Annotated in this window: 27 protein-coding genes and 2 pseudogenes; 12 read left to right on the forward strand and 17 right to left on the reverse strand. The window is 62.8% G+C overall.

Annotation, left to right across the window (positions count from 1 at the left end; genetic code table 11):
- Positions 1–186: 186 nt before the first annotated feature.
- The 5 genes from M2D63_RS06455 to M2D63_RS06475 all read right to left on the reverse strand — a co-directional run bounded on the left by M2D63_RS06455 (position 187) and on the right by M2D63_RS06475 (position 3,814).
- On the reverse strand, positions 187–540 hold the full coding sequence (locus tag M2D63_RS06455) for a hypothetical protein (RefSeq protein ID WP_285861997.1): 354 nt from the start codon (positions 538–540) through the stop codon (positions 187–189).
- 75 nt (positions 541–615) lie between these two features.
- Positions 616–1,530, reverse strand: a complete 915-nt coding sequence (locus M2D63_RS06460; RefSeq protein ID WP_285861998.1) for an SDR family oxidoreductase — start codon at positions 1,528–1,530, stop codon at positions 616–618.
- Positions 1,531–1,658: 128 nt separating this feature from the next.
- The gene (locus M2D63_RS06465; protein ID WP_285861999.1) at positions 1,659–2,564 is read right to left on the reverse strand and encodes an alpha/beta fold hydrolase; all 906 of its coding nucleotides are present in this window, start codon (positions 2,562–2,564) and stop codon (positions 1,659–1,661) included.
- Between the two features lie 187 nt (positions 2,565–2,751).
- Positions 2,752–3,438: an LrgB family protein gene (locus M2D63_RS06470; protein WP_285862000.1), complete on the reverse strand. Its 687-nt coding sequence runs from the start codon at positions 3,436–3,438 to the stop codon at positions 2,752–2,754.
- On the reverse strand, positions 3,428–3,814 hold the full coding sequence (locus M2D63_RS06475; protein WP_285862001.1) for a CidA/LrgA family protein: 387 nt from the start codon (positions 3,812–3,814) through the stop codon (positions 3,428–3,430). Before M2D63_RS06475 ends, M2D63_RS06470 begins: the two co-directional genes overlap by 11 nt.
- A 97-nt stretch (positions 3,815–3,911) precedes the next feature.
- Between M2D63_RS06475 and M2D63_RS06480 the strand changes: the two genes are divergently transcribed.
- Positions 3,912–4,799, forward strand: a complete 888-nt coding sequence (locus M2D63_RS06480) for a LysR family transcriptional regulator (protein ID WP_285862002.1) — start codon at positions 3,912–3,914, stop codon at positions 4,797–4,799.
- Here M2D63_RS06480 and M2D63_RS06485 read toward each other — a convergent pair whose 3' ends face one another.
- The gene (locus M2D63_RS06485; protein WP_285862003.1) at positions 4,800–5,255 is read right to left on the reverse strand and encodes a flavodoxin; all 456 of its coding nucleotides are present in this window, start codon (positions 5,253–5,255) and stop codon (positions 4,800–4,802) included.
- 141 nt (positions 5,256–5,396) lie between these two features.
- On the opposite strand from M2D63_RS06485, the gene M2D63_RS06490 reads away from it, so the two are divergent.
- Entirely contained in the window at positions 5,397–5,855 is a 459-nt protein-coding gene (locus M2D63_RS06490) for a PAS domain-containing protein (protein ID WP_285862004.1), read from the forward strand.
- A gap of 72 nt (positions 5,856–5,927) precedes the next feature.
- Positions 5,928–6,545, forward strand: coding sequence for a hypothetical protein (locus M2D63_RS06495; RefSeq protein ID WP_285862006.1), 618 nt, complete (start codon positions 5,928–5,930; stop codon positions 6,543–6,545).
- On the opposite strand, the gene M2D63_RS06500 is transcribed toward M2D63_RS06495, so the two are convergent.
- A complete protein-coding gene (locus M2D63_RS06500; protein WP_285862007.1) occupies positions 6,530–7,480 on the reverse strand; it encodes a MerR family transcriptional regulator in 951 nt (316 codons plus the stop codon). The two genes, M2D63_RS06495 and M2D63_RS06500, sit on opposite strands and share 16 nt — an antisense overlap.
- 226 nt (positions 7,481–7,706) lie before the next feature.
- Here M2D63_RS06500 and M2D63_RS06505 point away from each other — a divergent pair, with 226 nt between their 5' ends.
- Genes M2D63_RS06505 through M2D63_RS06520 form a run of 4 tightly spaced genes read left to right on the forward strand, consistent with a single transcriptional unit; the run spans position 7,707 to position 9,682 of the window.
- Positions 7,707–8,276, forward strand: coding sequence for an antibiotic biosynthesis monooxygenase (locus M2D63_RS06505; protein ID WP_285862008.1), 570 nt, complete (start codon positions 7,707–7,709; stop codon positions 8,274–8,276).
- A 55-nt stretch (positions 8,277–8,331) separates the two neighbouring features.
- Positions 8,332–9,030, forward strand: coding sequence for a dihydromonapterin reductase (gene folM / locus M2D63_RS06510; protein WP_285862010.1), 699 nt, complete (start codon positions 8,332–8,334; stop codon positions 9,028–9,030).
- Between the two features lie 24 nt (positions 9,031–9,054).
- On the forward strand, positions 9,055–9,351 hold the full coding sequence (locus tag M2D63_RS06515) for a DUF1244 domain-containing protein (protein WP_285862011.1): 297 nt from the start codon (positions 9,055–9,057) through the stop codon (positions 9,349–9,351).
- The gene (locus tag M2D63_RS06520; RefSeq protein WP_285862013.1) at positions 9,344–9,682 is read left to right on the forward strand and encodes a HopJ type III effector protein; all 339 of its coding nucleotides are present in this window, start codon (positions 9,344–9,346) and stop codon (positions 9,680–9,682) included. Before M2D63_RS06515 ends, M2D63_RS06520 begins: the two co-directional genes overlap by 8 nt.
- Here the strand turns inward: M2D63_RS06520 and M2D63_RS06525 are convergent.
- From M2D63_RS06525 to M2D63_RS06560, 8 genes and pseudogenes are all read right to left on the reverse strand, one after another.
- Complete coding sequence (locus M2D63_RS06525; RefSeq protein ID WP_285862014.1) at positions 9,675–10,616, reverse strand: alpha/beta fold hydrolase; 942 nt, start codon at positions 10,614–10,616, stop codon at positions 9,675–9,677. The genes M2D63_RS06520 and M2D63_RS06525 overlap by 8 nt on opposite strands.
- Entirely contained in the window at positions 10,613–11,311 is a 699-nt protein-coding gene (locus M2D63_RS06530; RefSeq protein WP_285862015.1) for a GNAT family N-acetyltransferase, read from the reverse strand. Before M2D63_RS06530 ends, M2D63_RS06525 begins: the two co-directional genes overlap by 4 nt.
- A 179-nt stretch (positions 11,312–11,490) precedes the next feature.
- Positions 11,491–12,702: an enoyl-ACP reductase FabV gene (fabV, locus tag M2D63_RS06535; RefSeq protein ID WP_285862017.1), complete on the reverse strand. Its 1,212-nt coding sequence runs from the start codon at positions 12,700–12,702 to the stop codon at positions 11,491–11,493.
- 169 nt (positions 12,703–12,871) lie between these two features.
- On the reverse strand, positions 12,872–13,585 hold the full coding sequence (locus M2D63_RS06540) for a methyl-accepting chemotaxis protein (protein WP_405309317.1): 714 nt from the start codon (positions 13,583–13,585) through the stop codon (positions 12,872–12,874).
- Positions 13,586–13,726: 141 nt separating this feature from the next.
- Positions 13,727–14,869: pseudogene (locus M2D63_RS06545) on the reverse strand (HAMP domain-containing protein); the annotation flags it as partial.
- 189 nt (positions 14,870–15,058) lie between these two features.
- Positions 15,059–15,892, reverse strand: a complete 834-nt coding sequence (gene ampE, locus M2D63_RS06550; RefSeq protein ID WP_285862021.1) for a regulatory signaling modulator protein AmpE — start codon at positions 15,890–15,892, stop codon at positions 15,059–15,061.
- Positions 15,889–16,455: a 1,6-anhydro-N-acetylmuramyl-L-alanine amidase AmpD gene (gene ampD / locus M2D63_RS06555; protein ID WP_285862023.1), complete on the reverse strand. Its 567-nt coding sequence runs from the start codon at positions 16,453–16,455 to the stop codon at positions 15,889–15,891. The genes ampE and ampD overlap by 4 nt, the downstream gene beginning before the upstream one ends.
- Before the next feature lie 79 nt (positions 16,456–16,534).
- Complete coding sequence (locus M2D63_RS06560; RefSeq protein ID WP_285862024.1) at positions 16,535–18,718, reverse strand: DUF1631 domain-containing protein; 2,184 nt, start codon at positions 18,716–18,718, stop codon at positions 16,535–16,537.
- Positions 18,719–18,868: 150 nt separating this feature from the next.
- Between M2D63_RS06560 and nadC the strand changes: the two genes are divergently transcribed.
- A complete protein-coding gene (gene nadC / locus M2D63_RS06565) occupies positions 18,869–19,717 on the forward strand; it encodes a carboxylating nicotinate-nucleotide diphosphorylase (RefSeq protein WP_285862025.1) in 849 nt (282 codons plus the stop codon).
- Between the two features lie 119 nt (positions 19,718–19,836).
- Here nadC and trxB read toward each other — a convergent pair whose 3' ends face one another.
- Entirely contained in the window at positions 19,837–20,799 is a 963-nt protein-coding gene (gene trxB / locus M2D63_RS06570; protein ID WP_285862026.1) for a thioredoxin-disulfide reductase, read from the reverse strand.
- Positions 20,800–20,933: 134 nt separating this feature from the next.
- Entirely contained in the window at positions 20,934–21,533 is a 600-nt protein-coding gene (locus M2D63_RS06575; protein ID WP_285862027.1) for a peroxiredoxin, read from the reverse strand.
- 265 nt (positions 21,534–21,798) lie between these two features.
- Between M2D63_RS06575 and cysZ the strand changes: the two genes are divergently transcribed.
- The 4 genes and pseudogenes from cysZ (at position 21,799) to M2D63_RS06595 (ending at position 24,139) form a co-directional block, all read left to right on the forward strand.
- A complete protein-coding gene (gene cysZ, locus M2D63_RS06580) occupies positions 21,799–22,563 on the forward strand; it encodes a sulfate transporter CysZ (protein WP_285862028.1) in 765 nt (254 codons plus the stop codon).
- Positions 22,564–22,617: 54 nt separating this feature from the next.
- Positions 22,618–22,806: pseudogene (locus M2D63_RS06585) on the forward strand (DUF6538 domain-containing protein); the annotation flags it as partial.
- Between the two features lie 180 nt (positions 22,807–22,986).
- Positions 22,987–23,679 carry a hypothetical protein gene (locus tag M2D63_RS06590; RefSeq protein WP_285862029.1) on the forward strand — a complete coding sequence of 231 codons (693 nt, stop codon included), beginning with the start codon at positions 22,987–22,989 and terminating at the stop codon, positions 23,677–23,679.
- A gap of 229 nt (positions 23,680–23,908) precedes the next feature.
- Positions 23,909–24,139, forward strand: coding sequence for a helix-turn-helix domain-containing protein (locus M2D63_RS06595; protein WP_405309250.1), 231 nt, complete (start codon positions 23,909–23,911; stop codon positions 24,137–24,139).
- Positions 24,140–24,349: the final 210 nt, after the last annotated feature.

The following is a 24,349-nucleotide window of genomic DNA, read 5'->3' on the forward strand; positions in this document are numbered from 1 at the left end:
AGCGTAGGGCCGGATGCAGGAGCAAGCGGTTTTGCCTACTTTTCCCAAGAGAAAAGTAGGCCGCCGTAAGGGCGGAAAGGGCCGGCAGCGTCGCCGCATGGAATGGATAAGCTCGCAACCTCAGCCCCCAAGCCCAAGGATCATAGCCTCCAGAATTCCGTGAAGAACCTTGTTCATGCCTAGCGATCAGTCATCACCGCCGTCGTCAAAGTGAAAGCGATGCAACACGCGATGGGCGACCGGCGCCAGGATCAAACCGATGCTGGCGACAAACACCAGCCCGACATACAAGCCGTAGCCAGCAAAGAAGAGCTTGCCGCCAACGCTCTCGGGCAGGATCACCGGCCCTACCCCGCCCAGCAGCAAGGTGGCGTTGAAGATGGCATCGTGCAGGGGGATGTGCGGCTCGAAGTACAGGTGCCCCAGCACCCCGAACAGGATCGAGCCAACCAGCAACAAGCCGGCGCCAAGGCCATGCCACATCAGGCGATAACGAAACTGCCGGGGCGAAATGACCGCTTCGGTCCTGGACTCGTACATCCGCTGTACTCCTGTATCGATCGTGGCCGCCCAGCATAGGCAGGTTGCCTGGCCGGCCACAACCTCAGGCGCGCCTCAGCCGCGAGCGTGTGCCTGCAAATTGGCCATCATCTGTTGCAGCGCCTCCAGGCTGTCGCGCGGATGCACGGCCTCGCTGAAATCGCCGATGTGCTGCCAGTTGGCCGCCACATCCTCCGGGGCAAAGCCCTGGTGCGGGTTGAACCCCACGCCCAAACTACGCTCCCAGCGCACCTTGCCGATCCAGCCGCCACCGACTTCGTACAGGCCACCGCTGTCCTGGCATTGCTCGCTGCCGAGGAACACCACCAGAGGGCTGACCAGTTCAGGCTTGAGTTGTTCGAACACCTGGGGCGGAATCAGTCCTTCGGTCATGCGCGTACCGCCAGTGGGTGCGATGGCATTGACCAGGATGCCGTGCTTGCGGCCTTCGATGGCCAGGGTCCGGGTCAGGCCGTAGAGCCCCAGCTTGGCCATGCCATAGTTGGCCTGGCCGAAATTGCCGTAGATCCCCGACGTCGACGCGGTGAACACCACCCGCCCCCAGTTCTGCTCGCGCAGATGTGGCCAGGCAGCGCGGGTCACCTTGTAGGCCCCTTCCACGTGCACCTGGTAGACCTGGTCCCAATCGCTGTCTTCCATCTTGTGGAAGGTCTTGTCGCGCAGGATGCCGGCGTTGTTGATCAGCACATCGACCCGCCCGAAGGTATCCAGCGCCTGCTCGACGATATGCTGGCCATCGGTCACCGAGTCGTGGCTGGCCACCGCCGTGCCGCCGGCTTCGCGAATCTGCGCCACCACCCGGTCGGCCGCAGAGGCGCTGGCGCCTTCGCCATGGGTCGAGCCGCCCAGGTCATTGACCACCACCCGGGCGCCGTGACGGGCGAACAGCAAGGCATGGGCACGCCCCAGGCCGCCGCCCGCTCCAGTCACGATCACCACTTTATCGTCCAGGCGCACCGAATCGTTCATGCTCAACACTCCAGGGAAACCGGCAAGGGATGCCCGAGTGTCGGCCAGGCCCGGCCGACACACAATCAAGCGGGCACGGGGTGAATGGCAGGCGATAAGGTCAACGGATGATGGGCAGGCCCGACCCTTCAGGACCAGGCGACTTTCTGTGGAATCTGTGCCATAGGCTGCTCGCGAAACGCCAGGTAGTGGCGCAGGACCTGCACCGGCGACTCGGTGTGCGGGTAATGGCCGATGCCTTGCAACAGCACGGTATCGGGATGCGGCACAAGTTCCTGGTAGCGTTCGAGCATGTGCGCGCCCGACACCGGATCGACCGCACCGTTGATAAAGCGCAACGGCACGCCCTCCTGTTGCAGGGCACCGACCCAACGCTCCCGGTGCGCCACCCGCTCGAGCACATAGCCGACCAGCTTGTGCAGGATCCGCGTGCCCTGGTTGGCGGCGATCAGGCTCCAGTAATCATCCAGGGCGCTTTCGCTGGGATGGGTGCAGGGGCCATAGACCTGGGTGACGTTGCGCACCAGGTCATCGCGCCCGAACGAGCGCCCCACCAACCAGCCCAGGCGACTGAGCAGCAGTTTCTGGATCAGCAGCGCGCGGTGCCGCTCGGGAAACAGGCCACCATTGAGGAATACGCAACTGGCAACCTGTGCGCGACCTTCATGGTGGCGAGCCAGCAATTCCTGGGCGACGCTGTCACCATAGTCATGGCCCAGCAGGTGCACCGGTCGGTCAACCTGCAGGTGTGCGAGCAAGGCCTGCTGCAGATCGGCCTGCTCGATCAGGCTGTAGTCGTGATGCACCGGCTTGGCCGAATCGCCAAAACCGAGCATGTCACAGGCAATCACCCGGTAACGCTGGGCCAGTGGCGCCCACAGGTAGTGCCAATCCCAGCTTGCGGTGGGAAATCCGTGGATAAGCAGCAGCGGCTCACCTTGCCCTGCCGTCCAGTAGCGGATGCTCTGGCCGCGGAACGAGAAATTCAGGCCCCGGGTCCGCCAGACGCACAATGGAATCTCGGCCAGGGGCATCAGCATGCTCCCGGTGAGTGGATGTGTGGGGTGTTGGGCAAGGCAGCGGTAGCGATCATTGCAATCACCTCGGCACATTCGTGTGCTCTACTGGGGAAACAGTCTAGTCAGCACACGGTCAAAGGGAAGTTGCATTGGCAGCCAGCTTATTGACCTTACGAGTCAGGTGGCCAATTGGCGCAGTGCGTCACACCATCAAGGTCAAAAGCGGCGCTGCGAACAGGTTCAGCAGCCCGGTCAGGACCATCACCAGCCCGGCCACCGAGCCCTCTTCGCCACCGACTTCGTGGGCCCGGCTGACCCCGGCGCCATGGGCTCCGACCCCGAACAGCGCGCCACGGGCCAAAGGCGTGCGCAGCGGCAGGAACTTGAGCAGCACCCCGCCGAACATCGCGCCCAGTACCCCGGTAAACATCACGAACACCGCCGTCAGTTCCGGCACCCCGCCCAGGTCGCGGGCCAATGGCATGGCAAAGGGCGTGGTGATCGAACGCGGCAGCAGCGACAGGCTCACCGCATTATCCAGCGCCAGCAGATGGGCCAGGCCCCAGGAGCTGCCGATGGACGCAGCACTGCCCACCAGCATGCCCAGGGTCAGTGCCGGCCAGTGCCGCGCCAGCAGGGCACGCTGTTGCCAGATCGGCACGGCGAAGGCCACCGTCACCGGCCCCAGCACCGACATCAACCAATGGGTGTTGCGCGAATATTCGGCATAGGCGGTGTGCAGGGGTACGGCGATCGCCAGCAGCACGGCCGGCACCAGGATCAGCGGCGACAACAGGTAACGGCCGGTGCGCCGGTACAGCCAGCGGCTGCCCAGGTACGCCAGCAAGGTCAGCGCCAGCCAGAACAGCGACATGGGCTCAAGCGTCATGACGCATCCTCCAGCGGCACACGCCTTCCACCGTCACCGCCGTCAGCACCATGACCATCAGGGTACTGACGCCAATCACCAGGAGGATGCGCCAGCCTTCGTCACGCAGCAGGCTGCCGTAGTCGAGCAGGCTCATCAGTGCCGGAATGAAGAACAGCAGCATCTCGGCCATCAACAGGCCCGCGCCCAGTTGCAAAGTGGCCGGCTTCAGCCAGCCCAGGGCGAACAACAGCAGCAACAGGGCCAGGCCCATGACACCGCCGGGGATCGGCCAGCCCAGCCAGGCTGCCAGCTGGCCACCGAACATATAGAGCGCAAGAAAGACCGCCAGCTCGGTGAGCAGGCGCAGGAATCGTTTGAGGGATGCAGGCTTCATCGTGGGGGACCTCTTCAGGCCTTTATTCTAGAAGTACGCCCCCTACGCCAAAAGCGAATTGTTAGACTTGATGCCATTCCACAATGGAATCGAAGCCATGGAATTCAAACAACTGCGCAGTTTTATCGAAGTGATCCACCGCGGCGGATTCACCCAGGCCGCCCAGACCCTGCACATCAGCCAGTCGGCGGTGAGCAAACAGGTGGCCCAGCTGGAACAGGACCTGGGCACGGCCTTGCTCGAACGCCAAGGCTCGCACCTGCACCTGACCGCCGCCGGCAGAATCGTCCTGGAACGCGGCGAGGCCATGCTGCGCCTGCGCCAGGAGCTACACAACGAACTCGACGACCTGAGCCAGCTGGGCCGTGGCGAATTGCGCCTGGGCCTGCCGCTGCTGGGTAGTGACGCGCTGTTCGCCGGGTTGTTCGCCGAATACCGCAGGCGTTACCCGAATATCAGCATTCACTTGCTCGAAGGGGGCAGCCGCAGCGTGGAGCAGGCGGTGCAAAGTGGTGAGCTGGAGCTGGGCGGCAGCCTGACGCCGAGCGACCCGGCGTTCGCCTTCCAGCCGTTCTGCAATGAACCCCTCGATGCGCTGCTGCCCACCGGCCATCCCCTGGCCGGTGCCGGCCAGGTCAGCCTGGGACAATTGGCCGACACACCGTTCCTGCTGTACCAGCGCAGTTTCGTGCTCAACGACCGTCTGCTCAGCGCCTGCCAGCAGTTGGGATTCACCCCCCGGGAAGGCGGGCGCAGCGGTCAGGCCGACTTCCTGGCCGCGCTGGTGGCGGCGGGGCAAGGCGTGGTGCTGTTGCCCCGGGTGGTCGCCCGCGGCCTGGAACGCCCCGGCGTAGTACGCCTGACCCTGAGCGAGCCCACCGACCTGCGCTGGGACATCGCCTTCATCTGGCGCCAGGGCGCCTACCTGTCACGGGCCGCCCAAGCCTGGCTGCAATTGCTGCGCGAGCAGCCGGCGCCCGTGTGATCAGCCGCGCAGGTTGCCGATCAGCTCGTTCAGCCAGGGTTCGGCGTCGGTTTCCGGGGTGACGGTTTCGCTGGCGTCCAGGCGCAGCATCGGCTGCACTTCGTTCAGGCCCAGCTCGGCGAACAGCTCACGCATCTGTTCGCCACCGCCACAGAAGGTATCGCCATAGCTGGAATCGCCCAGGCCGATCACCGCGCCCGGCAGGCCGCGCCAGGCAGCGGGCAGCACATCGCGGATTTCGCTGAACAACGGCAGCAGGTTGTCGGGCAGCTCACCCATGCCGGTGGTCGAGGTCACCGCCAGGAAGGCGTCAGGGGCAAAGCCCTGCAGGTCTTGCAAGGTGGCGCGAGCAGCGTGCCAGGCCTCGAAGCCTGCAGCCTTGAGCAGCGACTCGGCATGCCGTGCGACTTCTTCGGCCGTGCCGTAGACCGAACCGGATAGGATGGCGACTTTCATAGTGGATTCCGAAGCTGAGTAAAAACGTAGGATACTAACATCGGACACTGGCAAAAGGCCTCATTCTTGAGGTGTAGACCATCGGCCAATCCTCTAGAATCACCCCGCCGTACCCACACCCTGCCCTTGCGGACCGCCTTGATGATCAACGCCAAACTGCTGCAACGCATGATCGATGCCTCCAACGACGGCATCGTGGTCGCCGAACAGGAAGGCGACGACGATACCATCCTGATCTACGTAAACCCGGCCTTCGAGCGCCTGACCGGTTACCAGGCCAACGACATCCTCTACCGCGACTGCCGCTTCCTGCAGAACGATGACCGCGACCAGGCCCCGCGGGCGCTGATCCGCGAGGCGATCCGCAGCGGCCAGCCGAGCCGGGAAATCCTGCGCAACTACCGCAAGGACGGCAGCATGTTCTGGAACGAGCTGTCGATCACCCCGGTGTACAACGAAGCCGACCAGTTGAAGTACTTCATCGGCATCCAGAAAAATGTCAGCCGCCAGGTCGAAGCCGAACAGCGTGTCATCGAACTGGAACGCGAACTGGCCCAGGCCAGGGCGCGCATCGCCGAACTGGAAAGCGACGAACGGTAAAAACCAATCTGCCGTTTACTTGTCCATGACGGTGAAGAAACGTAAATCACGATTGATACGTCGAGTTCGACCATGCAAGCAGATGCCCTCCTGACCCAGGATGAGCTGGATTTCATCCGGTCCATGCAGCATTCGCCTCAGCCCGTCATGGCTGAGTCGGTGTCGCGCATGCTGGTCAATGGCGGCACTGAGATCAAAGACCTGCTGACCCAGCTGATCGCCCAGGAGCAGGTCACCCTGCAGGCGCAGTTCGACAACCATCAGATGACCTTTCCGCTGCAACTGGTCGAAGACGAGTTCCATTCCCTGCACCTGCAACTGGGCGCACCCAACATCTATGAGGAAGGCCCCATGGTCCGCCCCTGGCGGCTGACCCTGGACACCCCGGTGGCGCTGGAAGACGAGCTGGGCCTGAGTGTAGGGCTGTGGGTCCGGGAAATCTCGTTCAAGGGCGTGCTGCTCGAAGTGCGTGACCAGCCTGAGCCGCCCAAGGCGTTCGACCTCTGGTTTTCCCCCGACAATACCGCGCCGATTGCCCTGCACGGCACGCTGCAACGCCGCACTGGCGAAAGCCTGGCCGCCTACAACCTGTGCCAGAGCCTGCCGCAGGAAATCGAGCGGCTACGCGAATACATTCTCCAGGCTCACCGCCTGGCTCACCCGGAGCTGCACCCTCAACTGTCCAGGTGACCGGCCAGGTATTGCTGCAGGCGACGGCGCATCAAGCGCCCTTCGCTGCCAAGGCACGCCACCTGCGAGCCAATCAGGCTGTCCTGGGCCAGGTCCGCCGCCTCCCCCGCCAGTAACAACGGGCATTCCAGTGCCAGGGCCAGACGCGCCAGGCGCTTGGGCAGGTCCAGCGCCGGCGGATGATTGGAGAACAACACCAGGGCATGGGGAGCCATGCGCTCGCACACCAGGCCCAGCTCTTCGAGCGGTTGCCCCAGGCCCAGCACCGTCACGGCGATTTCGCTGGTGCCCAGCATCAGGGCGGTCACCAACAACTCCAGCTCCCGGCAATGCCCGGGCATTGCCGCCAGCACCACCCGAACTTCCTGCTGCTCGGCGGCCAGCTGCAAACGCTGGAGCACCCGCCCGCGCAGGAAGGTGTCGAGAAATAGCCATTCACTGGTCAGGCCAAAGGCCTCCTGGGTGCAGCGCAGCTCCTGCCAGACCGGCATGATCACGTCCTGGAAGGCCACCAGCAGTGGGTAATTGCTGAATATCTGGCCATAGACCTGTGCCAGGCGCGGCTCATCGAAGGCGCGCACCGCCTGGCGCAATTGCAGCTGCCACTGCTTCCAGTCGTTCTGGGCAACCGGGTTGCCAGCAGGTTCGACCGTAGCCTTGAGGCTGTGGCTGCGGGCGAGGATCTTGCCGACCTTGCTGACCGCCACGCCGCGCTCGATCCAGCCGAGGATGTTGCGCACTTCGTCGATGTCGGCCTGGGAATAGAGGCGATGCCCACTTTCGGTGCGTGTCGGTTGAATCAACCCATAACGGCGCTCCCAGGCACGCAGGGTCACCGGGTTGATACCGGTCAGGCGAGACACTTCGCGAATGGGAAACAGCTCCTCGTGATCGAGATCGCCAGGTTTCAACGAAGCGTGGGCAGGTTCAATCATTGCCGGGAAACCACGAGTCAGGGGTCAAGGGGCATTCTACTCCGGGGAGTGGAAACAGCACTATTGGGGTTTTCCCTGACGCTACTCCCGTGCCAGCACTGACGGGTCAGGTTAATTCAGCAATAATCCGCGCCCGTTTTTTGCATGCAAGCAAATGCCGCCCACCACCCCGGGCGGCATTTCATGGGCAGGCCACCCGCCATGCCCGGTTGCCAGGAGATACACAATGTCTACCCCTCCCGTTACCCTGATGGTGACGCGCCGCGTCGCCGATGGCCGCTACCAGGACCTGATGGCCTGGCTCAATGAAGGCGAACAGCTGGCCACCGACTTCACCGGCTACCTGGGCTCGGGCGTCCTCGCCCCGCCGCCCCAGGGCGACGAGTTCCAGATCATCTTCCGCTTCGCCAACGAGCAGACCATGCAGGCCTGGGAACACTCGGCCTCGCGCAAGGCCTGGCTGGCGCGCGGCAACGGCCTGTTCGAGCAACCCCTGGAGCTGCGCGCCAGTGGCCTGGAAGGCTGGTTCGGCACCAATCCGGTGCAACGCCCGCCACGCTGGAAGCAGGCAGTGGCGATCTGGCTGGCCTTTTTTCCGGTCTCGTTGCTGTTCAACCTGCTGTTCGGCCACTGGCTGGCGGCCCTGGACCTGGTGCCGCGCGTGCTGCTCAGCACCCTGGGGCTGACCCCGTTGATGGTGTATTTCTTCATTCCCCTGTCGACCCGTCTGCTGGCCGGCTGGCTCAATGCCCCGCGCCGCCCTTCAAGGCCGCAGGGCGCACGCAACCCGGCCTAGTTCGGGTATGCTGGGGGTTATCCCAGCGAACCTGTGAAAGTTGACCGCCCCCACCATGAACAGCCCAATTCTTGTCACCGGAGCCAGCCAGCGAGTCGGGCTGGCCCTGGCCCTGAACCTGGCGCAGGCCGGCCATACCGTAGTCAGCGCCAGTCGTAGCAAAACACCCGAAGCCGCGCACCCGAACATCATCCAGTTCCAGGCCGACCTGTGCCTGGAGCAGGACCGCCTGGCCCTGATCGACCACCTGACGCACAACTACGACGGCCTGCGGGCGATCGTCCACAATGCCTCGCTGTGGCTCGACGACGATCTGGACAACCTCAACACCATGTTCAAGCTGCACGTCGAGGCGCCCTATCACCTGAACCTGGCGCTGGGCGAACAACTGCTCAAGATGGACAAGGCCGATATCATCCACATCTGCGACGAGACCTCCTCGCGTGGCAGCAAGAGCCATATCGGCTATGCCGCCACCAAGGCCGCGCTACAGAACATGGTGCTGTCCTTCGCCGAGAAATACGCGCCGGTGGTCAGGGTCAACGCCATCCTGCCGGGGCTGTTGATCCTCAAGGAAAACAGCGACGAAGCCTATCGCCAGCAGACCCTGAAAAAGGCCCTGCTGGAGTTCGAACCCGGCGCCCGGCCGCTGATCGAGGCGGTGCGCTTCCTGCTCGAAAGCCAGTACAGCACTGGCAGCAATGTGGTCATCAACGGTGGCCGCCATCTGAAGAACCGCATCGCGGTAGACTGAATTGTCCTTGTCACGAGAATGACCATGAACGCCCAGCAAAAACTCGAACTCGAAGCCGCCGCCTTCCGCCGGCTGGTCGCCCACCTGGACAGCCGCAAGGATGTGCAGAACATCGACCTGATGAACCTTGCAGGCTTCTGCCGCAACTGCCTGTCCAAGTGGTACAAGGCCGCCGCCGACGAGCAGCAGATCGAACTGAGCATGGACGAGGCCCGCGAAGTGGTCTACGGCATGCCCTACGCCGAATGGAAAGCCCACTACCAGAAAGAAGCCAGCGCCGAACAACAAGCGGCGTTCGCCAAAGGAAAACCCCATGACTGACCTGAACACCCTGCGTAGCAGCCTGGCCAGCGGCGAGCACGTCTTTGCCGACACCCTGGCGTTCATCGCAGCGCACTATGACTACCAGCCACAAGCCTTCAACAACGGCGGCGTGGAAAACGCCGCCGGGCAGAACGAAGGTTCCTGCAAGACCCTGGGCCTGGCCCTGCTCGAAGGCCTGAGCGATCAGGAAGCGCTGCTGGCCTTCGGCGAGCACTATCGTTCGGTACTGGCGACGCCTGAAGGCAGCGACCACGGCAACATCCGTGCCCTGATCAAGCACGGCCTTGCCGGGGTCAAGTTCAACGCCCAGCCGCTTACCCTCAAGTAAGGCTCGACAGCCGCCCGGGCGTCCCGTCGGCCAGTTGCCCCTGTTGCAGCCACTGCAAGGCAATTGGCCAGAGCCGGGTTTCGAAGCGCTTGTGGAAAAAGGCGAAGTGGCCGATCTGCGTCTCGTCGATGTCGACAGGCGCGATGCGCAAATGACTGCGCGTGCTCGATTCGAAGTAGCGCAGCAGCCGCTCGATGGCCGGCACCGTGCCGAACGGGTCGTCAGTCAGGCTGATGGCCAGGGTCTGCGCCCTGACCCGGGCAAACGGCAGCTCGGCCAGCGCCTTGCCGCTGGGGCGCTGCTCATAGGCCGCCGTCATCGTGCTCCAGTCCTTGACCACCCCGGCCGGGGTGTCCTCCAGCCAGCCCAGGCGCTTGCCGGGAAAATAGCCGAACACACGGGTCAGCAACGGCATCAGCACATGCCATTTGCCAATCAGCTGCCAACGGCTGTCCGGGGCGTAATCACGCCAGTAGGCGAACTGCGCACCGACCGTGACCAGCCGACGCAAGCGACCGGCCGAGGCCGCCAGCCCCGCCGCACACCCGCCAAAGCTGTGCCCGACCGCATCGACCGGCTGCCCGGGGAACTCGCGCGCGGCACGCCCCAGCATGGCTTCGAAATCCAGCGCCCCCCAGTCGGTCCAGGAGGCGTTGAAATCGCGCATGCGCGCCGGACGCGACTCGCCGATGCCCCGATAGTCATAGGTGATGACATCGAAACCGCGGTCGAACAGGTACTGGGCAAAGCGTGAGTAGTAGCTGCAGCGCACGGAGGTGGCGGCATTGATGATCACCACCGGGCGCGCCGGATCCGGCACACCGTGGCGCCAGCTGAAGCCGCCGAGGGCATAACCATCGGCGGCGACTTCACGAAAGGCTTGTCCGCTGTTGCTGGATACAGCCAGGGGGGGAAAGGCTTCGAGACTGCTCATCGACCCTCTAATGCCGAGGCCGCTACCCGCGGCGCCGGGACCTTGCGCAGGTCGTCAAGGCGAGAGCCATCGTAGCGGGTTTCACGGAACAAACGCCAGCGTCCGAACAGGCCATACACATGCATCACCCGGCCCTGCTCGTGATAGCCCATGCGGATATGCAGCTTGAGCGCCGGGATGTTGTGGGTTTCACAGACGTCCACCACCCGGGTACAGCCCTTGGCGCGCATGGCGTCCCACAGGGCGACCTGGGCATCCACCGACAGCCGGGTACCGAAGTAGGCGCGGGTCATTTCACCGCCGAATTCGAAGAATTCGCCGGGTTTTACCGGGAAGGTACAGCCGTAGTAATGGCGGTCGTGATAATCGCGCATGCTGCCGAAGATAAACGCCACGGCATCGCCCTTCTCATCCAGGTACATGTGCCCGGTATGGCCCTCGGCGGCCAGCTCACGCATGGTTTGCACGCGGTCGCCAAAGTAGCGGGCAAAGGCATCGGCATTCTCGGGCGTGATGTCCACTCGGCGTACCGGCGGGTGGTCGCGCAACCTGTGCGGCGGCACGGGGCTGACCAGGTCACGCTCCATCCACAGCAGTTCCCAATGGAAGAAAATGTAGCGCTCGCACAGGGTTTTCAGGGTCTTTTGCAGGCCCTTTTGCCTGATCCGCTCTTTTAGTTTTTGCAGTCCACTCATGAAGCCTCCCGATGAACCCGGCGGTTAAAACAGGGCATGTAGGGAGTGGTATAGAACAGGCGGCCGAGGGGATATCAAATGGCCAGAGGCGGAGTTGTTTCAAATTGTGTTAAAGACCTGAGACGGCTGCCGCACCTGCGCAAAAACAGGTGCGGCAACAAGGCCTTAGGCGGGCTTACTTACAGCTCGACGCAGTCGAACCGTACGTCGGTGGCAACATCGGCGTCATAGTCAACATCCTGACGCTCGAAACCGAACAGGTTGAGGAACTGCTTCTTGTAGCCTGCATAGTCGGTCAGATCGAACAGGTTCTCGGTGGTCACTTGCGGCCACATGGCCTTGCAGGCGTCCTGCACGTCGTCGCGCAGTTCCCAGTCGTCCAGGCGCAGGCGGGCTTTCTCGTCCACGGCTGCCGGCGCACCGTCGGCACGGTACAGACGATCGCGGAACATGCGGTCCAGCTGATCCTGGGTGCCTTCGTGCACGCCTTTTTCCTGCATGATCTTGAAGACCATCGACAGGTACAGTGGCATCACCGGGATGGCCGAACTGGCCTGGGTGACCACCGACTTGAGCACCGCCACGTTGGCGCCGCCCTTGATCTCGCCGGCCAGTTTCTTGTCCAGGCGCAGTGCGGTTTCGTCCAGGTCCTGCTTGGCCTGGCCCAGGGCGCCGTGCCAGTAGATCGGCCAGGTGATTTCGGTACCGATGTAGCTGAAGGCAACAGTGCGTGCACCCTCGGCCAGCACACCGGCGCCCGCCAGGGCGTCGATCCACAGCTGCCAGTCCTGGCCGCCCATGACGGTCACGGTGTCGGCGATTTCCTGCTCGGTGGCCGGCTCGATGGACGCCTCGATGATGGTGTCCTTGTTGGTGTCGATGGCGGTCGACTTGTACGGCTGGCCGATCGGCTTGAGCGCCGAACGCACCAGCTCACCGGTCTGCGGCAGCTTGCGCACCGGCGAGGCCAGCGAGTAGACCACCAGGTCGACCTTGCCACCCATTTCGTTCTTGATCAGTTCGATCACCTTGGCCCGCGCTTCGTCGGAGAAGGCGTCACCGTTGATCGACTTGCTGTACAGGCCTTCGGCCTTGGCGAATTTGTCGAAAGCAGCGGCGTTGTACCAACCGGCAGTGCCGGCCTTGGTCTCGGTACCCGGCTTTTCGAAGAACACGCCCAGGGTGTCGGCCTTGAAGCCGAAAGCGGCGGTGATGCGCGCTGCCAGGCCGTAGCCACTGGATGCACCGATCACCAGGACCTTCTTCGGACCATCCTCGCGCACGCCCAGCTTGCGGGTGGCTTCGATCTGATCACGTACGTTCAGCTCGCAACCTTTCGGGTGCGTAGTGGTGCAGATAAAACCGCGAACTTTAGGATGGATGATGGCCAATGTCTGTACCTCGTCAGTGAATATGCTGAGGGAGCCGAATCGCGTGGACTCGAGGTTCCGTTGCTGTGAGGGTGAGACTACACCCGCAGCGTTGCCGACACATCCGGCTCCCTGGAATCCGTCAGGGCGCTACTTTGTCACAGCGTGGAAAAGTTCAGCAACCGCTGCCTCAGACCCTGAACGCGCCGATCAGGCGCTTCAGCTCCAGAACCTGGGCCGACAGCTGCAGGCTGGCATCCTCGGTCTGGTGCGCCCCTTGGGTGGTGTGCTCGGCCGCGCGGTTGATCTCGACGATGTTCTGGTCGATGTCATGGGCCACGGCGGTCTGCTGCTCCACGGCGGCGGCGATCTGCTGGTTCTGGTCGACGATGCTGCCGATCGCGCCAAGAATGTTCGCCAGGGCCTGCTGGACCTGCTGCGACTGGCTGACGGTACCGGCCGCCACCTGATGGCTGGCATCCATGGCCTTGACTGCCGCCCCGACTCCACCCTGCAGGCGCGAGATCATCTGTTCGATTTCTTCGGTCGAATGCTGGGTACGCTTGGCCAGGGTCCGCACTTCGTCGGCCACCACGGCAAAACCGCGCCCCTGCTCCCCGGCACGGGCGGCCTCGATGGCAGCGTTGAGGGCCAGCAGGTTGGTCTGCTCGGCAATGCTCTTGATCACTTCCAGCACCCGGCTGATCGCCTGGCTGTCACTGGCCAGCTGGTTGATGACCACCACCGACTGATCGATTTCACCGGCCAGGCGGGCAATATTGCCTTGCTGGGACTCGACCAGGCCGCGACCGCTGACGGTCTCCTGGTTGACGCTGTGGGCGCTGCTGACCGCCGCGGCGGCACTGCGCGCCACCTCTTGCGCCGTGGCCGACATCTGGTTCATGGCGGTGGCCACCTGTTCGATCTGCCCGCGCTGGCCACTGACGGCCTGGTTGCTGCGCGCCGACACCGCATGCACTTGCTCGGCCTGGCGCTCGACCTCGACCACGGTGTGGCCGACCTGCTCGATCAGGTCGTGAATCCGCTGTACCGTGCCGTTGAACACCTGCCCCAGCTCGCCCAGCTCATCACGGCTGTCGGGCTTGAAATTCACCGTCATGTCACCGGCAGCCACCTTGTCCATCACCGCGCCCAGCGACTTGAGGGTATGCCGGGTCGAGGCATAGAAGCCGCCGTAGAGGTAGACGATGAGCAGGAACACACAAGCCAGGGCCGACACCAGCAGGATCATGTGCAGGCGGTGCTCGCCCAGGCGCTGCTGCAATTGCTGGTCGAGGAACTCACCGGTGGCGGTATTCAGGGCATAGGTCTGCGCCATCAGGCCACTGACCTGCTGATAGAAGGCCGACCACGGCGCGTCGAGGGTATCGGCCATCACCACCTGCTCTTCGAACAGGTCGCTGGCCGCTTTCAACGACGCCTGGCTGCTGGCCGCCAGACTGCCCAGGCGCACCTGGACCCCGGGCTCGGTGGCCAGGGCATCCTGAAGCCTGAGCGCATAGTCGGCGGCGAGCTTGTCCAGGCGCAGTAGCAAATCCTCGAAACGGGTACTGGTCGCCGAATTGAGGAAGCCCTGGCCCAGTGAGTAAGCGCCCATGGCCCGGCCTTCGCCCAGGGTCTGGGTGACTTGCGGGGTGACGGTGGTCATCAGTTCGCTGAGCTGGCGAATGGCCGAATCGCTGTCCTGGCTGAGCCCGGCCTGGCTGGCGATCATCTTGCTCAGCACTTGGGCCTGGCCCAGTACCTTGTCCAGCATGGCGACCTTGCTCAACAACGACGACTCCGCCTGCGCCGCCTTGAGCTGGGCGAGCATCTCGTCGCGCTTGTCGTGAAAGTCCCGGGCCTGCGCTTCATCGGCGGTGACGGCGGCAAGGCCCGACAACCGACCCAGGACCTGTCGCTCCAGGTCGGCGATCTGCTTCTCGACCGTCTCGGCCTTGCCCGACTGGCCAAGAATGGCATTAATTTGCATCAGGTTGCCCAGGCTCTCCAGCTCGCTCCGCAAGGCCAGACTGCTCTCGAGCAGCTCAAGGCTCTGCAGTTCGACCTGGGTGGCGTGGAACTTCGCATAGGAATCGCGGACCAGATAGTAGTTGGTCACCAGCATGGGCAGGAAAAACAGGATACTGATCAGGCTGAACTTCATCCCGAAGCTCAATCGATTCATCAGCGCGATGGCCGGATACAACAGGCTCTTCACGAGTGGTCCCCTCCGATTCTTATTGTTCTGCGCGCACAATGGCACTAGGCCACTGATGATGTTCACCAGCACCTGTATAACGCATATCGGTATGGGGTTTTGTAACTTAAGGTTAATCAGTGCCGGGGCAGACCAACGGCTGCCCCACACTCATGTTCAGCCCAGTACGGTCCACAGGGCAAAGCAGGCATACCAGAGCACTGCCGAGCGCAACAGCAGCTCCCACAGCGTGTCCAGCCCGACCAGGCCCTGGGGCCCGGCCTCGGCGCTGGCCGGCATGTCTGCGGCGACCTGACCGACCGAGGCGATCAAACGCGCCGCGCTGATGTTCCAGTTGAGCAGCTCATGCAGCATCACCCGGCTGACGGCGACAAAATTGCCCACCAGGGCGAAGCTGATGCCCAGCGCCCGTACCGGCGCCCAGTCGAAGGCGTGGCGCAGTTGCTGGGCACGCTCCCTCAAGGCCGGATTACGCGCATGTTCGACCGTCAGGGCAAGCAGGCGATAGGCCAGGGCTGCCGCCGGTCCCAACAGGACATACCAGAAAATCACCGCGAAAAAGCTCTGGAAGGCTTCCCACAACAGATGGCCCTGGACTCGTTCGAGCAGGGATCGCGCATTGTCGCCGGTCACCCCCAGGTCGCGTTCGGCCACATGCACCGCCGCCTGCTCGTCGCCGCGCCGCCAGGCATCGCGAAACGGCCCGAGCGAGGCTTTCACATCGCCGCGCCCCAGGCTGTAGATCAACACCAGCAGGTGCACCGGCAGGGCCAGCAGGCCGTAGGCAACCGGCTCCAGTACATGCATCAGCAAGGCCAGCAACACGACCGGCAGCAGCACCAGGGTCGCCAGCACCCACCAGGGATGGCTCTTGCCGTTGCGCTCAAGGCGCGCAAGCTCGGCGCGAAAAAAACCATCGCGTTGCAGCTGCTGGCGCAAGGCCGAGAACTTCTCGACCCACAGCACCAGTAACAACACCAGAAAACTCATGATCTGCCCCCATCGTCCTCAAGGGCCGCCCGATAGCGCGGCCAGTCGAAAGCCGGGCCCGGGTCGGTCTTGCGTCCCGGGGCGATGTCGCTGTGGCCTTGAATCCGTTCCACCCCGATAGCCGGCCAGGCGGTCTGGATCTGCCGGGTCAGGGCCTGCAGCGCCTGGTACTGGGCATCGGTGAAGGGCAGCTCGTCGGTGCCTTCAAGTTCGATGCCGATGGAAAAATCGTTGCAGCCCTCGCGCCCGGCGAAGCGGGACACCCCGGCATGCCAGGCGCGGTCCAGGCAGGAGACGAACTGGGTCACCTGACCGTCACGCTCGATGAACAAATGCGCCGAAACGGTCAGGTGCTTGATCCCTTCGAAGTAGGGGTGTTCGTTGGGGTCCAGGCGGTTCTGGAAGAATTGCTGGACCTTGCCGGTGCCGAATTGCGCCGGCGGCAGGCTGATGTTGTGAATCACCAGCAGGGAGATGACTTCGCCCTCGGGACGTGCGTTGAAGTTCGGCGAGGGGCAGTGGGTGATACCGGCGAACCAGCCTGTAGCGCGGTCCAGTTGCATAGAAGATCCTGAGGCACGAGAGCACCGCCCCAGTATGCCCCGAGGCGCCCCCGGATGCATCGTTAAAACGTGACTGAAACTAACGCACCTGATAGTGGCGCAACTGACTGACCACCGAGTCCAGTGCCCGGTCGAACAGCAAGGTGTCGTCGAGCAGGCGTGCCTCACCGCAGCGTACGGCCTTGGCCAGGGCCATGGGCGAATACTCGCGGACCTTGAGGCCGGTGCGATTGACGAAGATGAACGCACCGCTGCTGTCGATCCGCGCGATCAGTTTGCAGCGTAGCCCGTCGCCTTCCTCGAACAGCTCGACCCAGTTGCCGACGCGCAAGCGTTGTACCTGCAGCATCGCCGGATCGTCCTCGGCCAGGGGCACCAGGTCGAGGACCGGCATCAAAGGTTCCTGGGCCGCCAGGATGATTTCATCGGCCACCAGCACCCACTCGCTGACCTCACATAGCCGGTCGGTACCTGTCGATGGCGCCTCGAAGGCCTGCACATGCAGGGTTTCCAGCCGGGCGAAGAATTCACGGGTGGCGAAGGGATCGAAGGCGGCGCTGGCCAGGCCATCGCGCAAAGCCTTGAGCAACCCGGGCAGCATGTCCAGCAGGTGTTGGTGGGCCACGGGCGAATCATGGGGGCCGACACTCCAGATCAGCGCATCCATGGTCTGAAGGCTCTCGAGCCACTGCGCCGAGGTGTCGCCATGCTTGAGGCAGGCCAACAACAGCACCTGGCTCCAGGCCTCCTCGAGAACCCGTACCACCACACGGGGCAAGGTCTTGCCCAGCAGTCGCTGGTTGAGTGCCTGCTGCACCCGCTGACGCGCCAGATGCGAGCGTGCGCGGCCCTCCTCGGCGTCCCGGGCGCGCTGTTCGAGCAATTCGCTGCGCCGCCGTTCCTCGCTGTTGAACGCCTGGAACTCTGCCAGCAGCTCGGCAAAGATCGCCGGGTCATCGGCAAAATCGTTGAGCAGGCGCTGGACGATCTGCTCGACCCGCAGGTAAAGCACATCGCGCCGGCAGTCGTCACTGGCGTCCCAGCCGATGGCGGCGCTGGCAATCTCGTTGAGCAGGCGTCGGGCCGGGTGGTGGTTGCGACTGAAGAAACGCTTGTCCAGGACCGCCACCTTGAGCAAGGGGATCTGCAGGCGGCCGATCAGGCTGCGCAAGGATTGAGGCAGGTTGCGATCGGCCTGGATGTAGTCGAACAGCATGCTGACCAGGTTGATCACATCCTCATCCACGCCCTCGACCTTGCGGCAGGTGCCGCTTTTCATACTGAAGCGGGTCAGCAGTTGTTCAAGCTGCTGGTGCAGGTCGAAGTCGTCGGCGTCCTGGTTTGAAGGCACATAGTGTTGCAGGTGCGAGAGCAGGCGCAGCAGATCCGCGGTGCTGACCGGCTGCACCGGGCTGCCCGCCTCCAGGCGCGGCGCCAGGCGACCACGCACCCGGGCCAGCAAGCCTTGCAGCGAGGCGAACACCGCTTGCTCGTCGGCATCCAGTTCCGCCGCCATCCCCCCCGCAGTGCCTGGCCGGGCCGGGGCCCGCCGATGGCGCAGATCGCCGTCCTGGACCGGACGCCGGGGTATGGTCTTGAGCTCGGGCAGTACGCCAGTGGCCATCAGCAACTGGTTGGCCTCGCCATAGAGCTGGTCGGCATCCTCCAGGACATAACGTTCAAACAGCGTGAGGATGACCAGTTTGACCCGGGTGGCGACCCCCAGATGGCGTCCGGCCAGGAGCAGGTAGTCACACAGCATGGCCGGCCCCAGCGGGTTACGCCGGTCATCCAGGGGCTGTCCGGTCAATGCCGACAAGCGCAGGGTCAACTGGTTGAGGGTGCAACCGTCGCGGGCCAGGACCCGATCGACCATGGCATCCAGCGCCACCCTGCGCTGCGGCTCGCTGCTCATCCAGGCGGGTGCGTCATACCCCGCCGACACCACCGCATCGACCTGACCGATACGCGCAAAGGCCTGGTAGAAACGATCAAGGTAGCCGCGCTCAATGCTCTTGCGCTTGAGGCGAAGGTCGCGCATGGCCTCGAACAGGAAATTCTGCTCACTGTTGCTGGCGGCTTTGTCAGCCATCTCGAACAGCGTGTCATCGGCATTGTCGAACAAGGTCTGCAGGCTCTTGCGCAGTTGCAGCGCAGCCATGTCACGCACTTGCAGGAGCACTACGGGCAAACGAGCAAGCGGCACATTGCGCGCGTGATCGAGGGATGCCGTGATCGGCACCACCTTCCCGTCTTCGTGCATCCAGGACTCCTTGCTGGGCTAGGGTGAGATGAACCGGCGCATCGTCAAAGCCATGACGCCAAATTCAAGTCGCATTATCGGGCAAATTCACCCCACTCGCCAGCACAGGCTTGCCCTATAATCCCCGGCACTTAGCTTGTGGAGCCTGCCATGCCGAATTTACGCCTCGCCGACCTGACCGCCGAAATCGAAGCCAACGTGCGCCGTGCGTTGCTCGAAGACATCGGCAGCGGTGACATCACCGCCCAGTTGATCCCGGCCGAGCGCCTGGCCAAGGCCACCATCATTACCCGCGACGATTGCGTCATCGCCGGCACCGACTGGGTCGATACCGTGTTCCGTCAGCTCGACCCGCGGGTGGCCGTGCACTGGCAGGTCAAGGACGGTGATCGGGCACAAGCCAACCAGCCGCTGTTCCACCTCGAAGGTCCGGCCCGCTCGCTGTTGACCGGCGAGCGCAGCGCGCTGAACTTCCTGCAACTGCTGTCGGGCGTCGCGACCCGTGCGCAGTTTCTCGCCGACCTGGTCGCCGATACCCAGGTCAAGCTGCTCGACACCCGCAAGACCCTGCCGGGCCTGCGCCTGGCGCAGAAGTACGCGGTCACCTGCGGCGGCTGCCACAACCACCGGATCGGCCTGTTCGACGCTTTCCTGATCAAGGAAAACCACATCGCCGCCAGCGGCGGCATTGCCCAGGCCATCACCGCCGCACGGCGAATCGCCCCGGGCAAGCCGGTGGAAGTCGAGGTGGAGAGCCTGGACGAACTCAAAGAGGCCCTGGACGCTGGCGCCGACATCATCATGCTCGACGAGCTGAGCCTGGATGACATGCGCGAAGCCGTGCGCCTGAACGCCGGCAAGGCCAAGCTGGAAGCCAGTGGCGGCGTGAACGAAAGCACCCTGCGGGTGATTGCCGAGACCGGCGTGGACTACATCTCGATCGGAGCCATGACCAAGGATGTGAAGGCGGTGGACCTGTCGATGCGCTTGAGCCTCTGAGGTCATTGTCAGTCATAAAAAAACCGGCCAGAAGGCCGGTTTTTTTATGACTGCATCGCGGGACAAGCCCGCTCCCACCAGGCCACTGTAGGAGCGGGCTTGCCCCGCGATCGGGTCTATCAGTGCGCAGCGTTCTGCAGACCGTCCAGGTAACGCTCGACATCCAGCGCCGCCATGCAGCCGGCACCGGCGGAGGTGATGGCCTGACGGTAGACATGGTCAGCCACGTCGCCAGCGGCGAACACACCTTCGACGTTGGTGGCAGTGGCATTGCCGTCACGGCCGCCGTTGACCACCAGGTAGCCGTCCTTGAGGGTCAGCTGGCCTTCGAACAGCGAAGTGTTCGGGGTGTGGCCGATGGCGATGAACACGCCGTCAACCTTGACTTCGTCGAAGCTGCCGTCGTTGTTCTTCAGACGCGCACCGGTGACACCCATGTCGTCACCCAGCACTTCGTCCAGGGTGGCGTTGAGTTTCAGCTCGATCTTGCCTTCGGCCACACGGGCGTTGAGCTTGTCGATCAGGATCTTCTCGGCGCGGAAGGTCTCGCGACGGTGGACCAGGGTGACCTTGCTGGCGATGTTGGCCAGGTACAGGGCCTCTTCCACGGCGGTGTTGCCGCCACCGACCACAGCCACTGGCTTGTTGCGGTAGAAGAAACCGTCGCAGGTCGCGCAGGCGGAGACGCCCTTGCCCATGAACGCTTCTTCCGACGGCAGGCCCAGGTAACGAGCGCTGGCACCGGTGGCGATGATCAGTGCGTCGCAGGTGTAAGTGGCGCTGTCACCCTTGAGGGTGTACGGCTTGCTGGCCAGGTCCACGGCGTTGATGTGGTCGAACACCACTTCGGTCTCGAAGCGCTCGGCGTGCTCCTGCATACGCTGCATCAGCGCCGGGCCGGTCAGGCCATGGGCGTCGCCCGGCCAGTTGTCGACTTCGGTGGTGGTGGTCAGCTGGCCGCCGGCCTGCATGCCGGTGATCAGCAGCGGCTTGAGGTTGGCACGGGCGGCATAGACCGCAGCGCTGTAACCGGCAGGGCCGGAGCCGAGAATGATCACTCGCGAATGACGTACTTCAGACATGACTCTCTCCTGTCGAAGCGGACGCTGGATTGCCCGCTTCGTATCGCCGGGATCGCCGGCTGGAATAAAAAGAACCTGCGAAGCGCTTGGGGAAGGCTTTTGGCCGCAGGTCCTGAAAACTGTCGATCGGTGCCTTACAGGCTGTTGGCGTTTTCCGCCAGGTAATCGGCGACACCCTTGGCATCGGCCTTCATGCCTTTCTGGCCTGGACGCCAGCCGGCCGGGCAGACTTCACCGTACTGTTCGGTGAACTGCAGGGCTTCGACCAGACGAATCATCTCGTCGACTTCACGGCCCAGCGGCAGGTTGTTGACCACCTGGTGCTGCACCACGCCTTGCTGGTCGATCAGGAACGAGGCACGCAGGGCCACGCCGTCATCGTGCTCGATGCCGTAGGCGCGGGTGATCTCGTGGGTCACGTCGGCCACCATGGTGAACTCGACTTCGCCGATGCCGCCCTTCTCCACCGGCGTGTTGCGCCAGGCATAGTGGGTGAACTGCGAGTCGATCGAGACACCGACCACTTCCACACCCAGCTCGCGGAACTTGTCCATGCGGTTGTTGTGGGCAATGATTTCCGACGGGCAGACAAAGGTGAAGTCCAGCGGCCAGAAGAACAGCACGACGTATTTGCCGCGCAGCGAAGAAAGCTTGAAGCTGTCGACGATCGAACCGTCGCCCAGCACCGCCGCCGCATCGAAATCCGGGGCCTGCTTGTTGACCAGAATGCTCATGAAAACTCCTTGAAGAATAGTATTCGAAGGGGTTGGAAAGTTGTGCGCACTGTAGCGAGGCCGCAGAGATTAAGGAAATATCCTTAGACAATCCACCTTATAGGCCCACTCTATTCATCGCCAAAAGCTTCAGCTGTTTGCCTATGAAGGCAAGCCGAGCGGACCGGCGAGCTTTGTTACAGTCCGTTTCCCTGCTTGCCCCGCGCTTTCACCGGCCGCTCAAACTCGGTAAGGTCAGCGCGTTTGCCTTAACCCGGAGCCCCCTATGCAAGCCCCTGTCCTCTCTGGCCCACAGTACCTGCGCGAAGGACTGAAACTGGTCCTGAGCCCGAGCCTGCGCCTGTTCGTGTTGCTGCCCCTGGCGGTCAACCTGCTGCTGTTCGTCGGCCTGATCTACTTTGCCGGCCATCAGTTCAGCCTCTGGGTCGACGCCCTGATGCCCAGCCTGCCCGACTGGCTGAGCTTCCTGAGCTATGTCCTGTGGCCGCTGTTCGTGGCCCTGGTGATCCTGATGGTGTTCTTCACCTTCACCATGCTGGCCAACATCATTGCCGCGCCGTTCAATGGCTTTTTGGCGGAAAAAACCGAAGTGGTGGTGCGCGGCACCGATAACTTCCCGGCGTTCAGCTGGGGCGAGCTGATGGCCATGGTGCCACGTACCCTGGGCCGCGAAATGCGCAAGCTGGGTTACTTCCTGCCCCGGGCGATCGCCCTGTTCATCCTTTCGCTGATCCCGGTGATCAACATCATCGCCGCTCCGTTGTGGCTGCTGTTCGGTATCTGGATGATGGCCATCCAGTACATCGACTACCCGGCGGACAACAACAAGATGAGCTGGCAGGACATGCTCGCCTGGCTGCGCAGCAAGCGCTGGCAGAGCCTGGGGTTTGGCGGGATTACCTACCTGGCGCTGATGATACCGGGCGTGAACGTGCTGATGATGCCGGCGGCGGTGGCGGGGGCTACGTTGTTCTGGGTGCGGGAGAAGGGTGATACCCGCGTCACGAAGCCGGCTAATCAGGGCGCCTGATAACCACGTAAGCGATGCCCTTTCCCAGCCAACTGATACACAAGGCTGGTACACATGGCACTCATAGCACAACCATTCAGGCACCCCGACTCGGGCATTTATTACCTACGTCGCAGGGTGCCGGATGATCTCAGGCACATCATCGGCAAGACCGAGATTCGTCGCTCACTGAACACGCGACACCACCATCAAGCGAAAGCTGCGTTTGCCCTTGCGTATGCAGAGTCGGAGAGGTTGTTTAATGATGCCCGTCAGGGGCACTACGTTGAGCGTTATACGCCGCAGACGGTAGACATGTCTCAACCTACGCCTTTAATGCCTGCCCCTACAGAACGCTCCATTAGGCTGTCAGAAGCCCTCACGCGGTACGTCAAATCCATATCCATGTCTGGTAGGTCCGAATACGTCTCACGGCGTCATGCAGTGGACTACAGCCGTGCCATCAACCGGTTCATCTCGGACATGGGGGACAAGCCTATTGCCTCGATTCAGCCCTCAGATATCCACACTTTCGCAGCGAACCTGCTCCAGCCTGGTGATGACAACGTTAAACCGCTGGCAACCTCATCCACTCGCTTGCTACTGGCACGACTGTCATCGGTGATGGCGTTCACCGTCGACTCCGGATTGATCGACACCAACCCCGTGGCTGCCTCACGCATTCACAAACGCCTCGGGTCGGGCAAACCGAAACGACGCTTGGACGATAACCGGGGCTATACCTGGGGAGAGCTTGTTACCTTGTTCAGCCACCCTGAGTTTCAGCGACTGCGATATACCGAGGGACGCCCAGGAAATGCGGTGTTCTGGATACCGTTGATAGCGGCATACACCGGAGGGCGACGTGAAGAGATCGCACAGCTTTATGTAGATGACATTCACCAGCACGAAGGAGGCTCATGGTTCATTCGGGTCATTGACGACCGCCCTGACAAATCGGTCAAAACTGACAGCAGCCGTCGAGAGATTCCCGTGCATCCTGGAGAAGGAGCATCACTGCCACCTTATCCTCATTCAGGGCGCTATACGCCGCCAAGGCCTCAAACGCATACCTTGGAACACGGACCAATTGGTCATCGGTTACATTTCGATCAGTCATCAGTCGTCCTCTGCTAAGCAGTTAAAAGTTAGTTGGTTCGCGGACTTGCTGTACTTGCTGAACTCGCCTACTAACTGGACTCGCTGACTCGCTGACTTACCCGACGACTGCCTTTGACTGGCCATTGACGCCGTACACCATTGACTGACTTACAAGGCCCGTGCGGGTCACCGCCATGGGTGACTAGGCCTCGAATGTCACGATTAGTGTGTTCACGATTAAAGCACACTCCCCGAGCATTGGGGAATGCCCGCACCTCCACCGTCTCCAGCACTCCAGCAACAATTTGGCACCCGCGTCAGGGAGCTACGCCTAGTCATGGGCATGAGCCAGGAAGCTTTTGCTGATCGGTGTGGCTTCGCAAGGACGTACATGTCCCGCATCGAGACGGGTGGCGCCAACCCTTCCATCAACGCTATCAAGGTGTTGGCTGACGCGTTGGGCGTAAGTATTTCCGACCTGTTCGAAGGCCTGTAACGCCCGCAGAAAACTATAAGAAAACTGCCATTTAGCTACCTTCCACCACTGCGTCCACCCTTACCCCAGGCATCGATCCTGATCGCACGCCCCGAATTCCTTGGCATTGCGGGGGATTGGGTCAAGCAAGTCGCCACCTTGATGCAATATCCGACTAATTTAGTATAATTTCGGTTACGGCCCCCGCTGCTTGTTGCACATCGGTTTGCA

Source organism: Pseudomonas sp. BJa5, from assembly GCF_030272875.2.
In the GTDB taxonomy this organism is placed as follows: domain Bacteria; phylum Pseudomonadota; class Gammaproteobacteria; order Pseudomonadales; family Pseudomonadaceae; genus Aquipseudomonas.

Bases quoted from the DNA above. Each gene is read 5' to 3' on its own strand.
- M2D63_RS06460 (WP_285861998.1), bottom strand. From the start codon at position 1,530: ATGAACGATTCGGTGCGCCTGGACGATAAAGTGGTGATCGTGACTGGA.
- M2D63_RS06495 (WP_285862006.1), top strand. From the start codon at position 5,928: ATGCAAGCAGATGCCCTCCTGACCCAGGATGAGCTGGATTTCATCCGG.
- M2D63_RS06505 (WP_285862008.1), top strand. From the start codon at position 7,707: ATGTCTACCCCTCCCGTTACCCTGATGGTGACGCGCCGCGTCGCCGAT.
- ampD (WP_285862023.1), bottom strand. From the start codon at position 16,455: ATGCAACTGGACCGCGCTACAGGCTGGTTCGCCGGTATCACCCACTGC.
- M2D63_RS06455 (WP_285861997.1), bottom strand. From the start codon at position 540: ATGTACGAGTCCAGGACCGAAGCGGTCATTTCGCCCCGGCAGTTTCGT.
- cysZ (WP_285862028.1), top strand. From the start codon at position 21,799: ATGCAAGCCCCTGTCCTCTCTGGCCCACAGTACCTGCGCGAAGGACTG.
- M2D63_RS06520 (WP_285862013.1), top strand. From the start codon at position 9,344: ATGACTGACCTGAACACCCTGCGTAGCAGCCTGGCCAGCGGCGAGCAC.
- M2D63_RS06485 (WP_285862003.1), bottom strand. From the start codon at position 5,255: ATGAAAGTCGCCATCCTATCCGGTTCGGTCTACGGCACGGCCGAAGAA.
- nadC (WP_285862025.1), top strand. From the start codon at position 18,869: ATGCCGAATTTACGCCTCGCCGACCTGACCGCCGAAATCGAAGCCAAC.
- M2D63_RS06515 (WP_285862011.1), top strand. From the start codon at position 9,055: ATGAACGCCCAGCAAAAACTCGAACTCGAAGCCGCCGCCTTCCGCCGG.
- M2D63_RS06465 (WP_285861999.1), bottom strand. From the start codon at position 2,564: ATGCCCCTGGCCGAGATTCCATTGTGCGTCTGGCGGACCCGGGGCCTG.
- M2D63_RS06560 (WP_285862024.1), bottom strand. From the start codon at position 18,718: ATGCACGAAGACGGGAAGGTGGTGCCGATCACGGCATCCCTCGATCAC.
- M2D63_RS06595 (WP_405309250.1), top strand. From the start codon at position 23,909: ATGCCCGCACCTCCACCGTCTCCAGCACTCCAGCAACAATTTGGCACC.
- M2D63_RS06500 (WP_285862007.1), bottom strand. From the start codon at position 7,480: ATGATTGAACCTGCCCACGCTTCGTTGAAACCTGGCGATCTCGATCAC.
- M2D63_RS06475 (WP_285862001.1), bottom strand. From the start codon at position 3,814: ATGAAGCCTGCATCCCTCAAACGATTCCTGCGCCTGCTCACCGAGCTG.
- M2D63_RS06530 (WP_285862015.1), bottom strand. From the start codon at position 11,311: ATGAGTGGACTGCAAAAACTAAAAGAGCGGATCAGGCAAAAGGGCCTG.
- M2D63_RS06575 (WP_285862027.1), bottom strand. From the start codon at position 21,533: ATGAGCATTCTGGTCAACAAGCAGGCCCCGGATTTCGATGCGGCGGCG.
- M2D63_RS06540 (WP_405309317.1), bottom strand. From the start codon at position 13,585: ATGAACCAGATGTCGGCCACGGCGCAAGAGGTGGCGCGCAGTGCCGCC.
- ampE (WP_285862021.1), bottom strand. From the start codon at position 15,892: ATGAGTTTTCTGGTGTTGTTACTGGTGCTGTGGGTCGAGAAGTTCTCG.
- M2D63_RS06480 (WP_285862002.1), top strand. From the start codon at position 3,912: ATGGAATTCAAACAACTGCGCAGTTTTATCGAAGTGATCCACCGCGGC.
- M2D63_RS06525 (WP_285862014.1), bottom strand. From the start codon at position 10,616: ATGAGCAGTCTCGAAGCCTTTCCCCCCCTGGCTGTATCCAGCAACAGC.
- M2D63_RS06490 (WP_285862004.1), top strand. From the start codon at position 5,397: ATGATCAACGCCAAACTGCTGCAACGCATGATCGATGCCTCCAACGAC.
- trxB (WP_285862026.1), bottom strand. From the start codon at position 20,799: ATGTCTGAAGTACGTCATTCGCGAGTGATCATTCTCGGCTCCGGCCCT.
- M2D63_RS06470 (WP_285862000.1), bottom strand. From the start codon at position 3,438: ATGACGCTTGAGCCCATGTCGCTGTTCTGGCTGGCGCTGACCTTGCTG.
- folM (WP_285862010.1), top strand. From the start codon at position 8,332: ATGAACAGCCCAATTCTTGTCACCGGAGCCAGCCAGCGAGTCGGGCTG.